10 protein-coding genes and 1 tRNA gene are annotated in these 14,718 nt (G+C 74.1%); 5 read left to right on the forward strand and 6 right to left on the reverse strand.

Going from position 1 to position 14,718, the window contains the following annotated elements:
- From OO48_RS04755 to OO48_RS04765, 3 genes are read left to right on the forward strand one after another with little or no spacing between them, the layout of a single operon-like run.
- The gene (locus OO48_RS04755; RefSeq protein WP_033213022.1) at positions 1-1,992 is read left to right on the forward strand and encodes a branched-chain amino acid ABC transporter permease; all 1,992 of its coding nucleotides are present in this window, start codon (positions 1-3) and stop codon (positions 1,990-1,992) included.
- On the forward strand, positions 1,989-2,837 hold the full coding sequence (locus OO48_RS04760) for an ABC transporter ATP-binding protein (protein WP_033213023.1): 849 nt from the start codon (positions 1,989-1,991) through the stop codon (positions 2,835-2,837). Before OO48_RS04755 ends, OO48_RS04760 begins: the two co-directional genes overlap by 4 nt.
- Positions 2,834-3,550 carry an ABC transporter ATP-binding protein gene (locus tag OO48_RS04765; protein WP_033213024.1) on the forward strand — a complete coding sequence of 239 codons (717 nt, stop codon included), beginning with the start codon at positions 2,834-2,836 and terminating at the stop codon, positions 3,548-3,550. The genes OO48_RS04760 and OO48_RS04765 overlap by 4 nt, the downstream gene beginning before the upstream one ends.
- 73 nt (positions 3,551-3,623) lie before the next feature.
- On the opposite strand, the gene OO48_RS04770 is transcribed toward OO48_RS04765, so the two are convergent.
- Positions 3,624-4,307, reverse strand: a complete 684-nt coding sequence (locus tag OO48_RS04770; RefSeq protein ID WP_033213025.1) for an ANTAR domain-containing response regulator — start codon at positions 4,305-4,307, stop codon at positions 3,624-3,626.
- Positions 4,308-4,376: 69 nt separating this feature from the next.
- Here OO48_RS04770 and OO48_RS04775 point away from each other — a divergent pair.
- Positions 4,377-4,450: transfer RNA gene (locus OO48_RS04775), tRNA-Leu, on the forward strand.
- A gap of 47 nt (positions 4,451-4,497) precedes the next feature.
- On the opposite strand, the gene OO48_RS04780 is transcribed toward OO48_RS04775, so the two are convergent.
- On the reverse strand, positions 4,498-5,301 hold the full coding sequence (locus OO48_RS04780) for a hypothetical protein (RefSeq protein ID WP_157845378.1): 804 nt from the start codon (positions 5,299-5,301) through the stop codon (positions 4,498-4,500).
- A gap of 255 nt (positions 5,302-5,556) precedes the next feature.
- A complete protein-coding gene (gene pyk / locus OO48_RS04785; protein WP_033213027.1) occupies positions 5,557-6,984 on the reverse strand; it encodes a pyruvate kinase in 1,428 nt (475 codons plus the stop codon).
- Between the two features lie 348 nt (positions 6,985-7,332).
- Between pyk and OO48_RS04790 the strand changes: the two genes are divergently transcribed.
- Positions 7,333-9,159, forward strand: coding sequence for a bifunctional metallophosphatase/5'-nucleotidase (locus OO48_RS04790; RefSeq protein ID WP_033213029.1), 1,827 nt, complete (start codon positions 7,333-7,335; stop codon positions 9,157-9,159).
- A 327-nt stretch (positions 9,160-9,486) separates the two neighbouring features.
- On the opposite strand, the gene OO48_RS04795 is transcribed toward OO48_RS04790, so the two are convergent.
- The 3 genes from OO48_RS04795 to OO48_RS04805 form a co-directional block, all read right to left on the reverse strand.
- Positions 9,487-10,944: an aldehyde dehydrogenase family protein gene (locus OO48_RS04795; RefSeq protein ID WP_033213030.1), complete on the reverse strand. Its 1,458-nt coding sequence runs from the start codon at positions 10,942-10,944 to the stop codon at positions 9,487-9,489.
- A gap of 57 nt (positions 10,945-11,001) precedes the next feature.
- On the reverse strand, positions 11,002-11,871 hold the full coding sequence (locus OO48_RS04800; RefSeq protein WP_033213032.1) for a helix-turn-helix domain-containing protein: 870 nt from the start codon (positions 11,869-11,871) through the stop codon (positions 11,002-11,004).
- A gap of 129 nt (positions 11,872-12,000) precedes the next feature.
- A complete protein-coding gene (locus tag OO48_RS04805; RefSeq protein ID WP_033213033.1) occupies positions 12,001-14,658 on the reverse strand; it encodes a helix-turn-helix transcriptional regulator in 2,658 nt (885 codons plus the stop codon).
- Between the last annotated feature and the right edge of the window lie 60 nt (positions 14,659-14,718).

The raw sequence follows: 14,718 nt of genomic DNA on the forward strand, positions 1-14,718 counted from the left end.
ATGAACGTGACCACCCCCGAGAGCACCGCCGCCGAGGGCACCGCCCGCGAGAGCGCCACCCACGAGACCAGCCGGGTCCTGCCGCTGCCCGCCAACCCCGCGCTCGGCGCGGTGGTGGCCGGCGGGGTGCTGGCCGCCGCCTCCTCGGCGATGTCCTGGACCTGGACGGCGGACTTCCCCGGCGACCTGACGTACTACGGCTCCCCGGCCGGCCTGCAGTGGCTGGCGCTGGCCGGCGGCGTGCTGACCGCGCTGCTGGCGCTGGCCTGGCGCGGGCTGAGGGGCCTGCGCTGGCTGAACCCGTCCGGCAGCGCCAACGGCGTGCTGTTCGCCGCGCTCGGCACCCTCGCGGTGTGCTGGTACGCGGTGGTGGCGATCGCCGTGGAGCTGGACGGCCTGGTCAACCTGGACCCGGGCGGCTGGCTGGCCGCGGTCGGCTCGCTGCTCGCCGTCCTCGGCGCGCTCGGCCTGCCGCTGGACCGCCGGCGCGCCGTCCGCCACGCCGAGCTGCACTGGGGCCTGTACGCGGCCCTGGTCCTCTCGGTGGTGCTGCGGGTCGGCCTCGACCAGGGCTGGGCGCTGCACGCCGTCCCGCCCGGCATCCGGCCGATCTTCACCGAGAACCTGTGGTTCTTCGTCGCCCTGCCGGCCGTCATCGCGGCGCTGCGGCTGTGGCGGCTGCTGGACGGGTGGCTGCGGATCGGCCGGATCGAGCGCCCGCTGCCCGCCGCCCGGACGCTGCCCGCCTGGGCGGAGATCCTGGTGGTGACCGCGGTGTTCGCGGTGGGCCTGGGCATGGTGGAGTTCGGCGTCTCCACCGAGTACGGCGAGCTGTTCATCGGCTTCCTGCTGCTGACCGCCTTCGGCACCGCGGCGCTGCTGGCGTCCGGCGCGGTGGGCCGGCTGCGCGAACTGACCGCCCGGCACCGGGCGGTGACCACGGGCGCGGCGTTCGCCGCGGCGGGCGCGTTCCCGTTCACCCAGAGCAGCGAGACGTACGTGCTGATCGGCACGAACATCCTGATCTTCGCGACGGTGGCGCTCGGCCTGAACGTGGTGGTCGGCCTGGCCGGCCTGCTGGACCTCGGCTACGTGGCCTTCCTGGGCGTGGGCGCGTACGCGGCGGCGCTGGTCTCCGGCTCGCGGTTCTCGGTCTTCCGGGACCTGCACCTGCCGTTCCCGGTGGCGGTGCTGATCGGCGCGCTGGCGGCGCTGGTGTTCGGCGTGGTGATCGGCGCTCCGACGCTGCGGCTGCGCGGCGACTACCTGGCGATCGTCACGCTGGGCTTCGGTGAGATCTTCCGGATCGCGATGAACAACCTGGACGGCAAGTCGGGCCCGAGCCTGACCAACGGCCCGAACGGCATCGCGGCGATCCCGGACGTCAGCCTGTTCGGCTTCGACTTCGGCGAGGCGCACGACTTCGGGGCCCTGCACCTGGGCAAGAACGGCAACTACCTGCTGCTGATGCTGGTGGCGACCGCGGTCGTGGTGACGGTATTCGCCCGGGTGGCCAACTCCCGGATCGGCCGGGCCTGGGTGGCGATCCGGGAGGACGAGACGGCGGCCGAGGCGATGGGCATCAACGGCTTCCGGGTGAAGCTGATCGCCTTCGCGCTGGGCGCGACCCTGGCCGGCCTGGCCGGTGCGGTGCAGGCGCACGTGTCGGGCGCGATCTCGCCCGACCAGTACCTGTTCAGCGGGCCGACGCCGCCGAACTCGGCGTTCCTGCTGGCCGCGGTGATCCTCGGCGGCATGGGCACCATCAGCGGCCCGCTGGTGGGCGCGGCGCTGCTGTTCCTGATCCCGGCGAAGCTGGAGTTCCTGCAGCAGTACCAGCTGCTGGCGTTCGGCACGGCGCTGGTCCTGCTGATGCGCTTCCGCCCGGAGGGCCTGATCGCCAGCCGCCGGCAGCGGCTGGAGTTCCACGAGGCGCAGCTGCCCGCGCAGGCCGCCCCGATCGACGACGTACCGACCAAGACGGGGGCGTGAGCGCCGTGACCACCGACACCGCCCCCGCCGCGCCGGCGCCCGCGCCGACGGCCGCCCCCGTGCTGGAAGCCTCCGGCGTGGTGATGCGCTTCGGCGGCCTGACCGCCGTGAACGACGTCGACCTGACGGTCCGCCAGGGCGAGATCGTCGGCCTGATCGGCCCGAACGGGGCCGGGAAGACGACGTTCTTCAACTGCCTGACGGGGCTGTACGTCCCGACCGAGGGCACCGTGCGGTACCGGGGACAGGTGCTGCCCCCGAAGCCGCACCTGGTGACCCGGGCGGGCATCGCCCGCACCTTCCAGAACATCCGGCTGTTCGCCAACATGACGGCGCTGGAGAACGTCCTGGTGGGCCGGCACACCCGCACCAAGGAGGGGCTGTTCTCGGCGATCCTGCGCGGCCCGGGCTACCGGCGGGCCGAGGCGGAGAGCCGGGAACGGGCCCGGGAGCTGCTGGAGTTCTGCGGCCTCGGCGCCAAGGCCGACCACCTGGCCCGCAACCTGCCGTACGGCGAGCAGCGGAAGCTGGAGATCGCCCGGGCGCTGGCGTCCGAGCCCGGCCTGCTGCTGCTGGACGAGCCGACGGCGGGCATGAACCCGCAGGAGACCCGGGCCGCCGAGGAGCTGGTGTTCGCGATCCGGGACCTGGGGATCGCGGTGCTGGTGATCGAGCACGACATGAAGTTCATCTTCAACCTGTGCGACCGCACCGCGGTGCTGGTGCAGGGCAGGAAGATCGTCGAGGGCGACCGGGAGACCGTCCAGAACGACGAGCGGGTCGTCACCGCGTACCTGGGCGCCCCGCTCGAAGGAACCACCGCAGCTCAGGAGGACGGCCAGTGACCGCTCTGCTGGAGGTCGAGGACCTCCGTGTCGCCTACGGCAAGATCGAGGCGGTCAAGGGCGTCTCGTTCACCGTCGAACAGGGCGAGGTCACCACCCTGATCGGCACCAACGGGGCCGGCAAGACCACCACCCTGCGCACCCTGTCCGGGCTGCTGCGGCCGACCTCGGGGAAGATCCTGTTCGAGGGCGAGCCGATCGACGCGGTGCCCGCGCACCGGATCGTCGCCCGCGGCCTGGCGCACTCCCCCGAGGGCCGGCACATCTTCCCCCGGATGACCATCGAGGAGAACCTGCTGCTGGGCGCCTTCCTGCGGCGCGACGCCGCGGGCATCGCCGAGGACGTGGAGCGCGCCTGCACGCTCTTCCCGATCCTGGCCGAGCGGCGCAAGCAGGCCGCGGGCACCCTGTCCGGCGGCGAGCAGCAGATGCTGGCGATGGGGCGGGCGCTGATGTCCCGGCCCAGGCTGCTGATGCTGGACGAGCCGTCGATGGGCCTGTCGCCGCTGATGATGCAGAAGATCATGGCGACCATCGTCGAGCTGCGGGCGGCCGGCACCACCATCCTGCTGGTGGAGCAGAACGCGCAGGCCGCGCTGTCGCTCTCGGACCGGGCGTACGTGATGACCACCGGCCGGATCACCCTGTCGGGCACCGGCGCGGACCTGCTGCACGACGAGTCGGTGCGCCGCCAGTACCTGGGCGAGGACTGACCGCCCGTCAGTCCGCGTGCGAGCGCCCCCGCCCGGTTCGGGCGGGGGCGCTCGCGCGTGCGGCGGGGCCGGTTCAGCCCTCGGCGGCCTCGGCCTTCTTGCGGTCCTGGGCGGCGCCCTCCTCGATCACGGCCTCGGCGACGGCGGCCATGGTCATCCGGCGGTCCATCGAGGTCTTCTGGATCCAGCGGAACGCGGCGGGCTCGTTCAGGCCGAACTTGGTCTGCAGCACGCTCTTGGCGCGGTCGACCAGCTTGCGGGTCTCCAGCCGCTGCGAGAGGTCCGCGATCTCCTGTTCCAGGGTGCGCATCTCGGTGTAGCGGGAGACCGCCATCTCGATCGCCGGGACGAGGTCGCTCTTGCTGAACGGCTTGACGATGTACGCCATCGCGCCGGCGTCGCGGGCCCGGTCGACCAGTTCGCGCTGGGAGAACGCGGTGAGCATCAGCACCGGGGCGAGGTGCTGCTCGTGGATCCGCTCGGCGGCCGAGAGGCCGTCCAGGACGGGCATCTTCACGTCCAGGATGGCCAGGTCGGGCTTGAGCTCCTCGACCAGCCTGACCGCGCTCTCCCCGTCACCGGCCTCGCCGACGACGGTGTAGCCCTCCTCCTCCAGCATCTCCTTGAGGTCGAGGCGGATCAGTGCCTCGTCCTCGGCGATGACGATTCGGGTGATCTGGGGCGGGTCGGTGTCAAGCGGCTGGGCCTGCTCGTCGGCGGTGCTCACGGGGCTCCTCGGTCCGGCGGGGTGCTGCATGCATGAGCCTACCCAGACACGGTATGTTTGGTTCACCACGGGTGGGGGGTCCGACCTTCGATCCGCTGGGCCCCGATAGCCCAATCGGCAGAGGCAACGGTCTCAAACACCGTCCGGTGTGGGTTCGAATCCCACTCGGGGCACCCCGTTCCACCGGCTCCGAGGCCGCGCCGCCTCGGAGCCGTCGCCCTCAACCGGCCACCAGCGTGAGCACCGCCGGGTCGTCCGGCCGCTGCCCGTCCACCGCCTCCAGGGTGTACGTCCCCGCGGTGTCCCCGTAGAAGTCGAACCAGGCCGCCAGGCTGACCCGGCCCGTCGGGTCGGGGTAGGGCGTGGCGCCGACCGGGACGCCGGGGGCGAGCCGCCGCCCGTCCGGGAGCGTCAGGTGCAGCAGCAGGCCGTCGGGGGTGGTGCCGGCCGGGGCCTCGAACAGCACCTCGACCGCGTGCCGGCCCGGCTTCGGGGCGCTCAGCACCCGCGGGACGACCGGGACGGTGCCGAGCAGGACGGTGGGCGCGGTGCCCGTCCCGCCGCCGCAGTCCTCGCGCAGCCGGGCGGAGGCCAGCGCGAGCCGGTAGCGGCCGGCCCGCACGGTGTCCGCCGAGGGGCGCAGCGGGGTCGGGGCCAGGTCCACCTGGTCCTGGCCGGGCCGGGTGCCGACCGGGATCACCGCGCGGGCCGAGCCGGGGGCGGTGAGGACCAGCGCGAGCCGGTCGGGGTCGAGTTCCTGCCCGGGGGTGCCGACGTCCTGCACGGTGGCGGTCAGCGAGGCGCGGCCGTACGGCGGCGGCGTCATCTCCAGCGGGCCGCTGACGGTGACCCCGTCGGACTCCAGGGTGGCCCGGGGCAGGGCGGCGGCGACCGGCACCGGGGACTCGATGGCGACGCCCAGGACGAGTTCGACCGAAGTCCGGCCGTCCGGCTGCACGGTGGTGGTCAGCGCGGTGAGCCGGTAGGAGTCGCCGCCCCACCAGGCGGTCCGGTCCAGGGTCACGGTCCGGGAGGGCGGCCGGGCGGGACCGCTGGACCGCACCGCCCGCAGGGTGTCCGCACCGTAGGGCGTGCAGCCCGCGACAAGGACGACCGCGGTCCAGACCACTGCGATGCGGCGGCGTATCAACCTGCGTCTTCCCCCCGGTTCCGGTGCGGCCCCGGCCCCGGGACACCACCCGGGGCATGCTACCGACAACGTGCCGGGCCCCGGCGCGGGGAGCCTGACACCCCGTCAGGCTCCGCGCGGCGCGGGGCGTCAGTTGTCCAGTTCGCCGACGTGGTGGACGCGCACCAGGTTGGTGGAGCCGGCCAGGCCGGGCGGGGAGCCGGCGGTGATGATCACGACGTCGCCGGGCTTGCAGCGGCCCAGGCTCAGCAGCGCGGAGTCGACCTGGGCGACCAGCTCGTCGGTGGTGGTGACGAACGGGCCGAGGAAGGTCTCCACGCCCCAGGTGAGCGCCAACTGGCTGCGCACGGCGGGCTCGTAGGTGAACGCCAGGACCGGGATCGGCGAGCGGTAGCGGGTCAGCCGGCGGGCGGTGTCGCCGCTCTGGGTGAACGCGACCAGGTACTTGGCGTCCAGGAAGTCGCCGATCTCGGCGGCGGCCCGGGCGACCGCGCCGCCCTGGGTGCGGGGCTTGTTCTTGTCGGTGAGCGGCGGCAGGCCCGCGGCCAGGATGTCCTCCTCGGCGGCCGCGACGATCCGGGCCATGGTCTTGACCGTCTCGACCGGGTACTTGCCGACCGAGGTCTCGCCGGAGAGCATCACCGCGTCGGTGCCGTCCAGCACCGCGTTGGCGACGTCGGACGCCTCGGCGCGGGTCGGCCGGGAGGCGTTGATCATCGAGTCCAGCATCTGGGTGGCGACGATGACCGGCTTGGCGTTGCGCTTGGCCAGCTTGACGGCGCGCTTCTGGACGATCGGCACCTGCTCCAGCGGGAGTTCGACGCCCAGGTCGCCGCGGGCGACCATGATGCCGTCGAAGGCGTCCACGATGGACTCCAGGTTCTCCACCGCCTGCGGCTTCTCGATCTTGGCGATGACCGGGATCCGGCGGCCCTCCTCGGCCATGATCCGGTGCACCTCCTCGACGTCCCTCCCGCTGCGCACGAACGACAGCGCGATGATGTCGGCCCCGGTCCGCAGCGCCCAGCGCAGGTCCTCGACGTCCTTGTCGGAGAGCGCGGGCACCGAGACGGCGACGCCGGGGAGGTTGAGCCCCTTGTGGTCGGAGACCAGGCCGCCCTCGATGACGATGCAGTGCACCCGGGGGCCCTCGACGTGGGTGACCTCCAGGCAGACCCGGCCGTCGTCCACCAGGATCCGCTCGCCGCGCGAGACGTCCGCGGCCAGGCCCTTGTACGTGGTGCCGCAGATCTCCCGGTCCCCGGGGACGTCGTCGACGGTGATGGTGAACTCGTCCCCGCGCTCCAGCAGGACGGGCCCGTCAGCGAAGGTGGCGAGGCGGATCTTCGGGCCCTGCAGGTCGGCCAGCACACCGACGCTGCGGCCCGACTCGTCCGAGGCCTTGCGGACCCGGTGGTAACGGTCCTCGTGCTCCGCGTGGGAGCCGTGGCTGAGGTTCAGTCGGGCGATGTCCATGCCCGCGTCGACCAGGGCCTTGATCTGGTCGTACGAGTCCGCGGCAGGCCCGAGAGTACAAACGATTTTTGCTCGGCGCATACAGCAGAGCCTAGGCATTACCGGGTCGTAACAGCGCGGTTCCGGCCAGTCCCCCCATGGCAGTTGGCGAAAGATTTGGTGAACGGGCCCGCAGCGTGCGGCGGGTGGCGCGCGGGGTGAGCGCCCGGGGCCCGGATTGACGCACGCGCGTGCGGTCCGGCGGGGCCGCGTCACACGGAGGTCACCCACGTCTCACCCGTTGGACGGCCGGAGGGTCTGGCCCCGGCGGCCGGAAAGCGGCAGACTGCCAGACGCGTTTTCTACGCGCGTCACCACGGGTGGCGGGGTACCGTCTGCCCCGGCCCGGACGCCCGCTGACCGCCCGTACCGCCCGACTTGGAGTCCTCGATGCCCCTGAACCGCCGTGACTTCGTCACCCGCTCCGCCGCCACCGCGGCCGGCGCCGCCCTGGCCGGCGGCCTCGCGGCCGCCCCCGCCGCCGCCGCGGACCACGACCGGGACGAGGCCCGCGGCAAGGGCCCCGTCCCGTTCAAGGCCGCCTTCACCGTGATGGGCACCACCGACCTGCACGGCCACGTCCTCAACTGGGAGTACTTCACCGACTCCGAGTACGACGACGCCGCCCACAACGACGTCGGCCTGGCCAAGATCTCCACCCTGGTCCAGCAGGTCCGCCGGGAGAAGGGCCACGGCCGCACCCTGCTGATCGACGCCGGCGACACCATCCAGGGCACCCAGCTCTCCTACTACTTCGCCCGGATCGAGCCGATCACCGGCAAGAAGGCCCCGCGCCACCCGATGGCCGCCGCGATGAACGCCATCGGCTACGACGCCGCCGCGCTCGGCAACCACGAGTTCAACTACGGCATCCCGCTGCTGCGCGCCTACCAGGCGCAGCTGGACTTCCCGCTGCTGGGCGCCAACGCGGTCAACGTCAAGGACGAGAAGCCGGCCTTCCCGCCGTACGTGATCCGCGAGCTGCGCCTCGGCCACGGCCGCCCGCTCCGGGTCGGCATCCTCGGCCTGACCAACCCCGGCATCGCCATCTGGGACAAGGCCAACGTGCAGGGGCAGCTGGCCTTCCCGGGCATCCCGGAGATCGCCGCCAAGTGGGTCCCCAAGGTCCGCGCGGCCGGCGCCGACGTGGTCGTGATCACCGCGCACACCGGCGTGGACGGCACCTCCTCCTGGGGCGACCAGCTGCCCTACTCGGAGAACGCGGGCGCCGAGATCGCCGCGACCGTGCCCGGCATCGACGCGATCCTGGTCGGCCACGCCCACAAGGAGATCCCGCAGCGGATCGTGGTCAACGAGAAGACCGGCAAGAACGTCGTGCTGTCCGAGCCGGCGCTCTGGGGCGAGCGGCTGACCTGCTTCGACTTCGAGGTCGAGTTCGCCCGCGGCGAGTGGACCGTCACCGGCGTCAGCGCGCGGCTGCTGAACTCCAACACCGTCGCCGAGGACCCGGCGGTCGTCAAGCTGGTCAAGGACCAGCACCAGAAGGTCGTCGCCTACGTCAACCAGGTCATCGGCACCTGCAAGGAGACCCTCTCCATCGCCGAGTCCCGGTTCAAGGACACCCCGATCATCGACCTGATCGGCCGCGTCCAGGCCGACGCGGTGCGCGACGCGCTGGCCGGCGGCCAGTACGCGAGCCTGCCGGTGCTCGCCCAGGCCGCGCCGTTCAACCGCACCGCGGTCATCCCGGCCGGCGAGGTCAAGCTGCGCGACGCGGCCGGCCTGTACATCTACGAGAACACCCTGGAGGCCCGGATCCTGACCGGCGCCCAGCTCAAGGACTACCTGGAGTACTCCGCCAAGTACTACGCCCAGGTCGCCCCCGGCGCCCCGATCGACCCGGCCACCCTGACCAACCAGGCCAACAACACCCCCGACTACAACTACGACTCGATCTACGGCCTGTCCTACGACATCGACATCGCGCAGCCGGTCGGCAGCCGGATCGTCAACCTGTCGCACCAGGGCGCGGCGGTCGACCCGGCGGCGAAGTTCGTCCTCGCCGTCAACAACTACCGGGCCAACGGCGGCGGCAACTTCCCGCACGTCGCCGCCGCCCAGCAGGTGTGGGCCGACTCCGACGAGATCCGCAACACGATGATCGCCTGGGTGAAGGCCAAGGGCGTCATCGACCCGGCCGACTTCTCCGGCCAGGGCGGCTGGCGCCTGGTCCGGGCCGGCGTGCCGGTCTTCTAGGCCCGGTCCGGGGCCGTCCGGGAGTTCCGTCCCGGACGGCCCCCCGCGCGCCCCGGGAACCGCTTCCCGCCCGGGCCCGTCCAAGCCCTGTCCGGCCACCGACCACGGCCCGGGGGAGGGTACCCGGCGGGCATCAGCGCCGCGCCGGTCCAGTTCCGGCTCTCCCGCCCGCTCGGCACCCGCACCGTCCTCGGCCTCGCCGACGGCCTCCCGCAACTGCCCCGGCACCGAGCCCGGTCGGTCCGCGACCTTGCTGACGTGCGGCCCCCTTCGCGCAGTTCCCCGCGCCCCCGGCTTCGCGCCCGCTCGGCGAGGCTCCACCCGTCCCTAGAACGGGAAGCGCGAGCGCCCGTGCTGGATCGATATCCACTTCACCGTGGTGAACGCGTCCAGGCTGGTGTCGCCGTTCAGGCGCCCGACGCCGGAGCCCTTCTCGCCGCCGAACGGCACGACCGGCTCGTCCGCGATCGTCCCGTCGTTGACGTGGATCATGCCGGTGTCGATCCGCTGGGCGAACCGCACGCCGCGTTCGACGTTCGCGGTGTGCACCGCGCCGGACAGGCCGAAGGGCGTGTCGTTGGCGATCCGGACGGCCTCGTCCTCGCCGTCGAAGGGGATCAGCAGCGCGACCGGGCCGAACACCTCGCGGTGCAGGATCGGGTCGTCGGCGGGGATGTCGGTCAGGACGGTCGGGCGGACCAGGGTGCCGACGGTCGAGCCGTGCAGCAGGGCGCGGGCGCCGGCCGCCAGCGCGCGGTCGACCTCGGCGGTGATCGCCTCGGCCTGGGCGGCGTTGATGAGCGGGCCGAGGTCGGTGCCGGGGTCGCCGGGGTCGCCGACCGACAGCGAGGCGACCTTGGCGGTGAACTTCTCGCTGAACTCGGCGAACAGCGCGCGGTCGACCAGGATCCGGTTGGCGGCCATGCAGATCTGGCCCTGGTGGACGAAGCGGCTGGCGACGGCGGCGTCCACCGCGTAGTCGAGGTCGGCGTCGTCGAGGACCACCAGCGCGCTGTTGCCGCCGAGTTCGAGGACGGTGCGCTTGAGGTGGCCGCCGGCGACGGCGGCGACGTGCCGCCCGACGGCGTCGGAGCCGGTGAAGGCGATCACCTTGGGCACCGGGTGCTCGATGAACGCGTCGCCGATCTCGGCGATGTCGGTGAGGACGACGTTCAGCAGGCCGGCCGGCAGCCCGGCCTCCTCGAAGACCTTGGCGATCAGGGTGCCGCCGGCCACCGGGGCGTCCTGGTGCGGCTTGAGGACGACCGCGTTGCCGAGGGCGAGCGCCGGGGCGACGGCCTTGAGCGAGAGGAAGACCGGGGCGTTGAACGGGCTGATCACGCCGACCACGCCGACCGGGAGGCGGTAGAGCCGGTTCTCCTTGCCGGGCACCGGCGAGGGCAGGATCTTCCCCTCGGCGCGCAGCGCCAGCGAGCCGGCCTCCCGCAGCATGTCCTTGACCAGGGAGAGTTCGAAGGCGGACTTCATCAGCGTGCCGCCGAGCTCGGCGGTCATCACCTGGAGGATCTCCGCCTCGCGCTCCTCGACCACCCGCAGCGCCCGTTCGAAGACCAGCCGGCGCTCGTACGGGCTGGTGGCCGCCCAGTCGGGCTGGGCCCGTTCGGCGGCGCGGTAGGCCTGGTCGATCTCCTCGGCGGTGGCGACCGTGAACGAGGCGAGCTTCTCGCCGGTGAAGGGGTCCAGGTCCACGATGTCCCAGGAGCCGGTACCGGGCCGCCACCGGCCGTCGATGTACTGCTGGGCGAGTTCCGCGATCAAGGACATCCGATCCCCTTCGGCGCCGAATAACACCTACTGACGGATCGTCATCCTAATTGGGGATCAGGTGGTCCGGAGGATCTCCGCGAGAAGTCCCCTGGTCTCCTCCTCGCCCAGCGCGGCCGCCGACACCCGCTCCAGCGCCGTCGCGTACTCGGCCACCTCGGCCGGCTTGTCCAGGTACAGCGCGGTGGTGAACTGCTCGACGTAGACCACGTCCGCCAAGTCCGGCTCGGGGAAGCACAGCACCGTGAACGCCCCGCTGTCGGCCGCCAGCGCGCCCATCCCCAGCGGCAGCACCCGCAGGCTGATCGTCCCGCGCAGCGACAGCTCCGACAGCCGCGCCAGCTGCGCCCGCATCACCTCCGGCCCCCCGCAGGGGCGGCGCAGCGCCGTCTCGTCGACGATCAGCTCCAGCCGGGCCGTCGCCCCCTCGGCGAGGAAGCGCTCCTGCCGGCGCATCCGGACCGCGGCCCGGCGCCCGATCTCCTCCTCGGACGCGGCGGGGCTGCCGGCCCGCATCACCGCGTACGCGTACTCGGGGGTCTGCAGCAGGCCGGGCACGAACTGCACCTCGTAGCTGCGCACCAGGTCGGCCGCGTCCTCCAGGTTGAGGTACGTCTGGAACCAGCCGGGCACCACGTCTCCGTAACCGTGCCACCAGGACGGGGCGTTGGTGCCGCCGACCAGGCCGAGCAGGGCGGCGCGGGACTCCTCGTCGTCGACGCCGTAGAGCGTCAGCAGGTCCGCCACGTCGCGCTGCTTGAAGCCGACCCGGCCGAGCTCCATCCGGCTGATCTTCGACTCCGAGGCCCGGATCGAGTACCCGGCGTCCTCCCGGGTCACGCCGCGGGCCTCGCGCAGGCGCCGCAACTGGGCGCCCAACTGGATGCGACGCGCGGTCGCACCGCTGCCCGTCTGCAGGCCCGTCATTGCAAACCCTCCGCCCCAGGAACGCCGAGTGGACCTCGTGGGAAGCAGTCTGCCACTGGGCGGCGACACTCCGCGAGGTCCTTCCGGCATTTGGCCAATCCGTTGTACTGGCGCGGGTTTCGACTCCGCTCAGGACAGCGCGGGCAGCACCTCCGCGAGGTCGGTCCGGGAGCTCACCCCGAGCTTCGGGTAGGCCTTGTACAGGTGGTGCCCGACGGTCCGGGCGCTCAGGAACAGCTGCGCGGCGATGTCCCGGTTGGACAGGCCCTGCGCGGCCAGCCGGACGATCTGCGACTCCTGCGGGGTCAGCCCGGCCACCGTCCGGGCCGGGCCGGCGGCGGCGGGCGCGCCGGTCGCGTCCAGCTCCAGCCGGGCCCGCTCGGCCCAGGGCCCGGCGCCCAGCCGGCGCAGCGCCTGCTCGGCGGAGCGCAGCGGCGCCCTGGCCTCGGCCCGGCGGCGGACGCGGCGCAGCCACTCGCCGTACAGCAGCTCGGTGCGGGCCTGCTCCCAGGGGCGGGGCTGTTCGGCGTGCCGGGCCAGCGCCCGGAGGTAGAGGTCCTCGGCGAACTCGTCGGGGGCGAGCAGCGCGTGGCAGCGGTGCACCAGGGCGCGGGCCCAGGGCCGGCCGGAGCGCTCCGCCCACCGCTCGAAGCGGGCCAGCGGCTCGGCGCACTCCTCGCCGCGGCGCAGCCGGACCGCGGCCTCCACCAGGTCGGGCACCGCGCGGACGGCACAGACGTGGTAGCCGTGCGCGCCGCCGGTGAGCGCGGCCAGCTGCCCGTGGGCGTCCTCGGCCCGGCCCGCGCCGAGGTCGAGCAGGCCGAGCCCCCAGCGGGCCCAGGGGGTGCCGGCGCCGCCCCGGGCGAAGGCCGCGGCGGCCTGCTCCCGGCAGGGCCCGGCCTCGCCGCGGGCCGCGGCCAGGTACGCCTGGAAGCCGTGCAGCTGGCCGGTCCACAGCGGCTGCCCGCTGTCCTGGGCCAGCCGCAGCGCCTCGGCGGCGTGGTCGGCGGCCAGGGCGGGGCGGCCGTCGAAGAGTTCGGCCTCGGCGAGGAAGAACAGCAGGGTGGGCAGCGTCCCGAAGGCGCCGCTCTCGCGGGCCTCGCGGACCAGGCGGCGGGAGAGGTCCAGCACCTCGGCGTCGTGGCCGGGCACCAGCCCGGCCCCGCAGGGCAGCACCAGGTCGACGGGGACGGCGGCGCCGGCCGCCCGGGCCGCCCGCTCGGCCTCGGGCAGCGACGGGCCGTCCGCGCCGCCCAGCGCGGCGGCCAGGTAGCGCGCCACCGGGGCCAGCGGGTCGCCGTCCGGCAGCGGGAGCCCGGCGAGCGACGCCAGGGCCCGCCGCACGGACGGGAGTTCGTCGTACCAGGCGACGTGCACGGCCTGCACCAGGACGCGGGCCGCCGGGCCGGGGTGCTCCTCGGCGACCAGGGCGGCGGCGTCGGTCAGCCGCCGGTGCGCGGAGCGGTTCTCGCCGCGCCAGAACTCGGCGACGCCGCGGGCGAACAGCAGGTGGGCCCGGGTGACCGGGTCGGCGTCGGGGCGGTCGGCGGCGGCGGCGAGCCGCTCGGCGCGCTCCACCTCACCGGCCTCCAGCGCGGCCTCCACCGCCTCCACCGTCCACTTCCGGGCCAGTTCCGGGTCGGGGCTGAGCCGGGCGGCCCGCTCGTAGGCCGCCGACGCGCCGGTGTGCCCGCCGCGGGAGGCGGCCGCGCCGGCCGCCGCCGCCAGTTCCGCCGCCGCCCCGGCGTCCCGTCCGCCGGCCGCCAGCGCCCGGTGCCAGGCCCGCCGCAGCGCCTGGTCGGGCCGGTAGGCGCCGGCCAGCGCCCGGTGGGCGTCCAGCCGGTCGGCGAGCGGCGCCCGGTCGACCAGGGCGGAGCGCAGCAGCGGGTGCCGGAAGGCGACCCGGCCGGCCGCCAGGTCGACGCTCAGCAGGCCCTGCCGTTCGGCGGGCGCCAGGTCGTCCGGGGCCAGCCCGCTGTCCTGCGCGGCCCGCAGCAGCACCTCCAGCTCGCCGCTCTCCTCCAGCGCGGCCAGCAGCAGCCAGCGCTGGGCGGCGGCGGGCAGCCGGCTGACCTGGCCGTGGTAGGCCAGCCGCAGCCGTCCGGCGGGCGGCAGGGCGCCGGAGGCGCCGGCGGCGGGCAGTTCGCGCAGCGCCAGCGGGTTGCCCCGGGCGGCGCGCAGCACCGCGGCCGGGTCGGCGAGCCCCGGCGCGACCGAGGCCAGCAGGGCGGCCGCGTCGGGTTCGGCGAGCGGCTCCACCCGCAGTTCGGGCAGCCCGGTCCGGTCCGGCCCGTCGTCCCGGGTGGCCAGCAGCAGCGCGACGCGCTCCGCGCCCAGTCGGCGGGCGGCGAGCCGCAGCGCCGCGGCGGACTCCGGGTCGGCCCACTGCTCGTCGTCCAGCAGGACCAGCACCGGCCGGTGATCGGCGAGGTCGCCCAGCAGCGTCAGCACCGCGAGGCCGACCAGCAGCCGGTCGCCGGGCGGGCCGTCCGCCAGCCCCAACGTGCGTTCCAGCGCGGCCCGTTGCGGCCCGGGCAGGCCGTCGAGCTCGCCCAGTACGGGTGCCAGCAGCTGGCTGAGCACGGCGTACGGCAGGCTGGCCTCCGACTCCACCCCGGCCGCCCGCAGCACCCGCCACCCGGTGGCCGCGCCGGCCACCGCGTCCAGCAGCGCGCTCTTGCCGATGCCCGGCTCGCCGCGCAGCACCAGTGCCCCGGCCCGCCCCCCGGTTGCCGCCGCGAGCAGCCGGTCGACCGCCGCCCGTTCCGTCCCCCGTCCGTACAGCATGGGTCGACCCTACCTATACGCGACCGATTCCCCGGGCTCCCGGTCTCCGTAACGTCTTGT

The organism is Kitasatospora phosalacinea, assembly GCF_000716545.1.
GTDB classification, from domain to species: domain Bacteria; phylum Actinomycetota; class Actinomycetes; order Streptomycetales; family Streptomycetaceae; genus Kitasatospora; species Kitasatospora phosalacinea.

Excerpts from the sequence above, each read along its gene's own strand:
- OO48_RS04800 (WP_033213032.1), bottom strand. The coding sequence starts at position 11,871 with ATGACGGGCCTGCAGACGGGCAGCGGTGCGACCGCGCGTCGCATCCAG.
- OO48_RS04795 (WP_033213030.1), bottom strand. The coding sequence starts at position 10,944 with ATGTCCTTGATCGCGGAACTCGCCCAGCAGTACATCGACGGCCGGTGG.
- OO48_RS04790 (WP_033213029.1), top strand. The coding sequence starts at position 7,333 with ATGCCCCTGAACCGCCGTGACTTCGTCACCCGCTCCGCCGCCACCGCG.
- OO48_RS04770 (WP_033213025.1), bottom strand. The coding sequence starts at position 4,307 with ATGCAGCACCCCGCCGGACCGAGGAGCCCCGTGAGCACCGCCGACGAG.
- OO48_RS04755 (WP_033213022.1), top strand. The coding sequence starts at position 1 with ATGAACGTGACCACCCCCGAGAGCACCGCCGCCGAGGGCACCGCCCGC.
- pyk (WP_033213027.1), bottom strand. The coding sequence starts at position 6,984 with ATGCGCCGAGCAAAAATCGTTTGTACTCTCGGGCCTGCCGCGGACTCG.
- OO48_RS04805 (WP_033213033.1), bottom strand. The coding sequence starts at position 14,658 with ATGCTGTACGGACGGGGGACGGAACGGGCGGCGGTCGACCGGCTGCTC.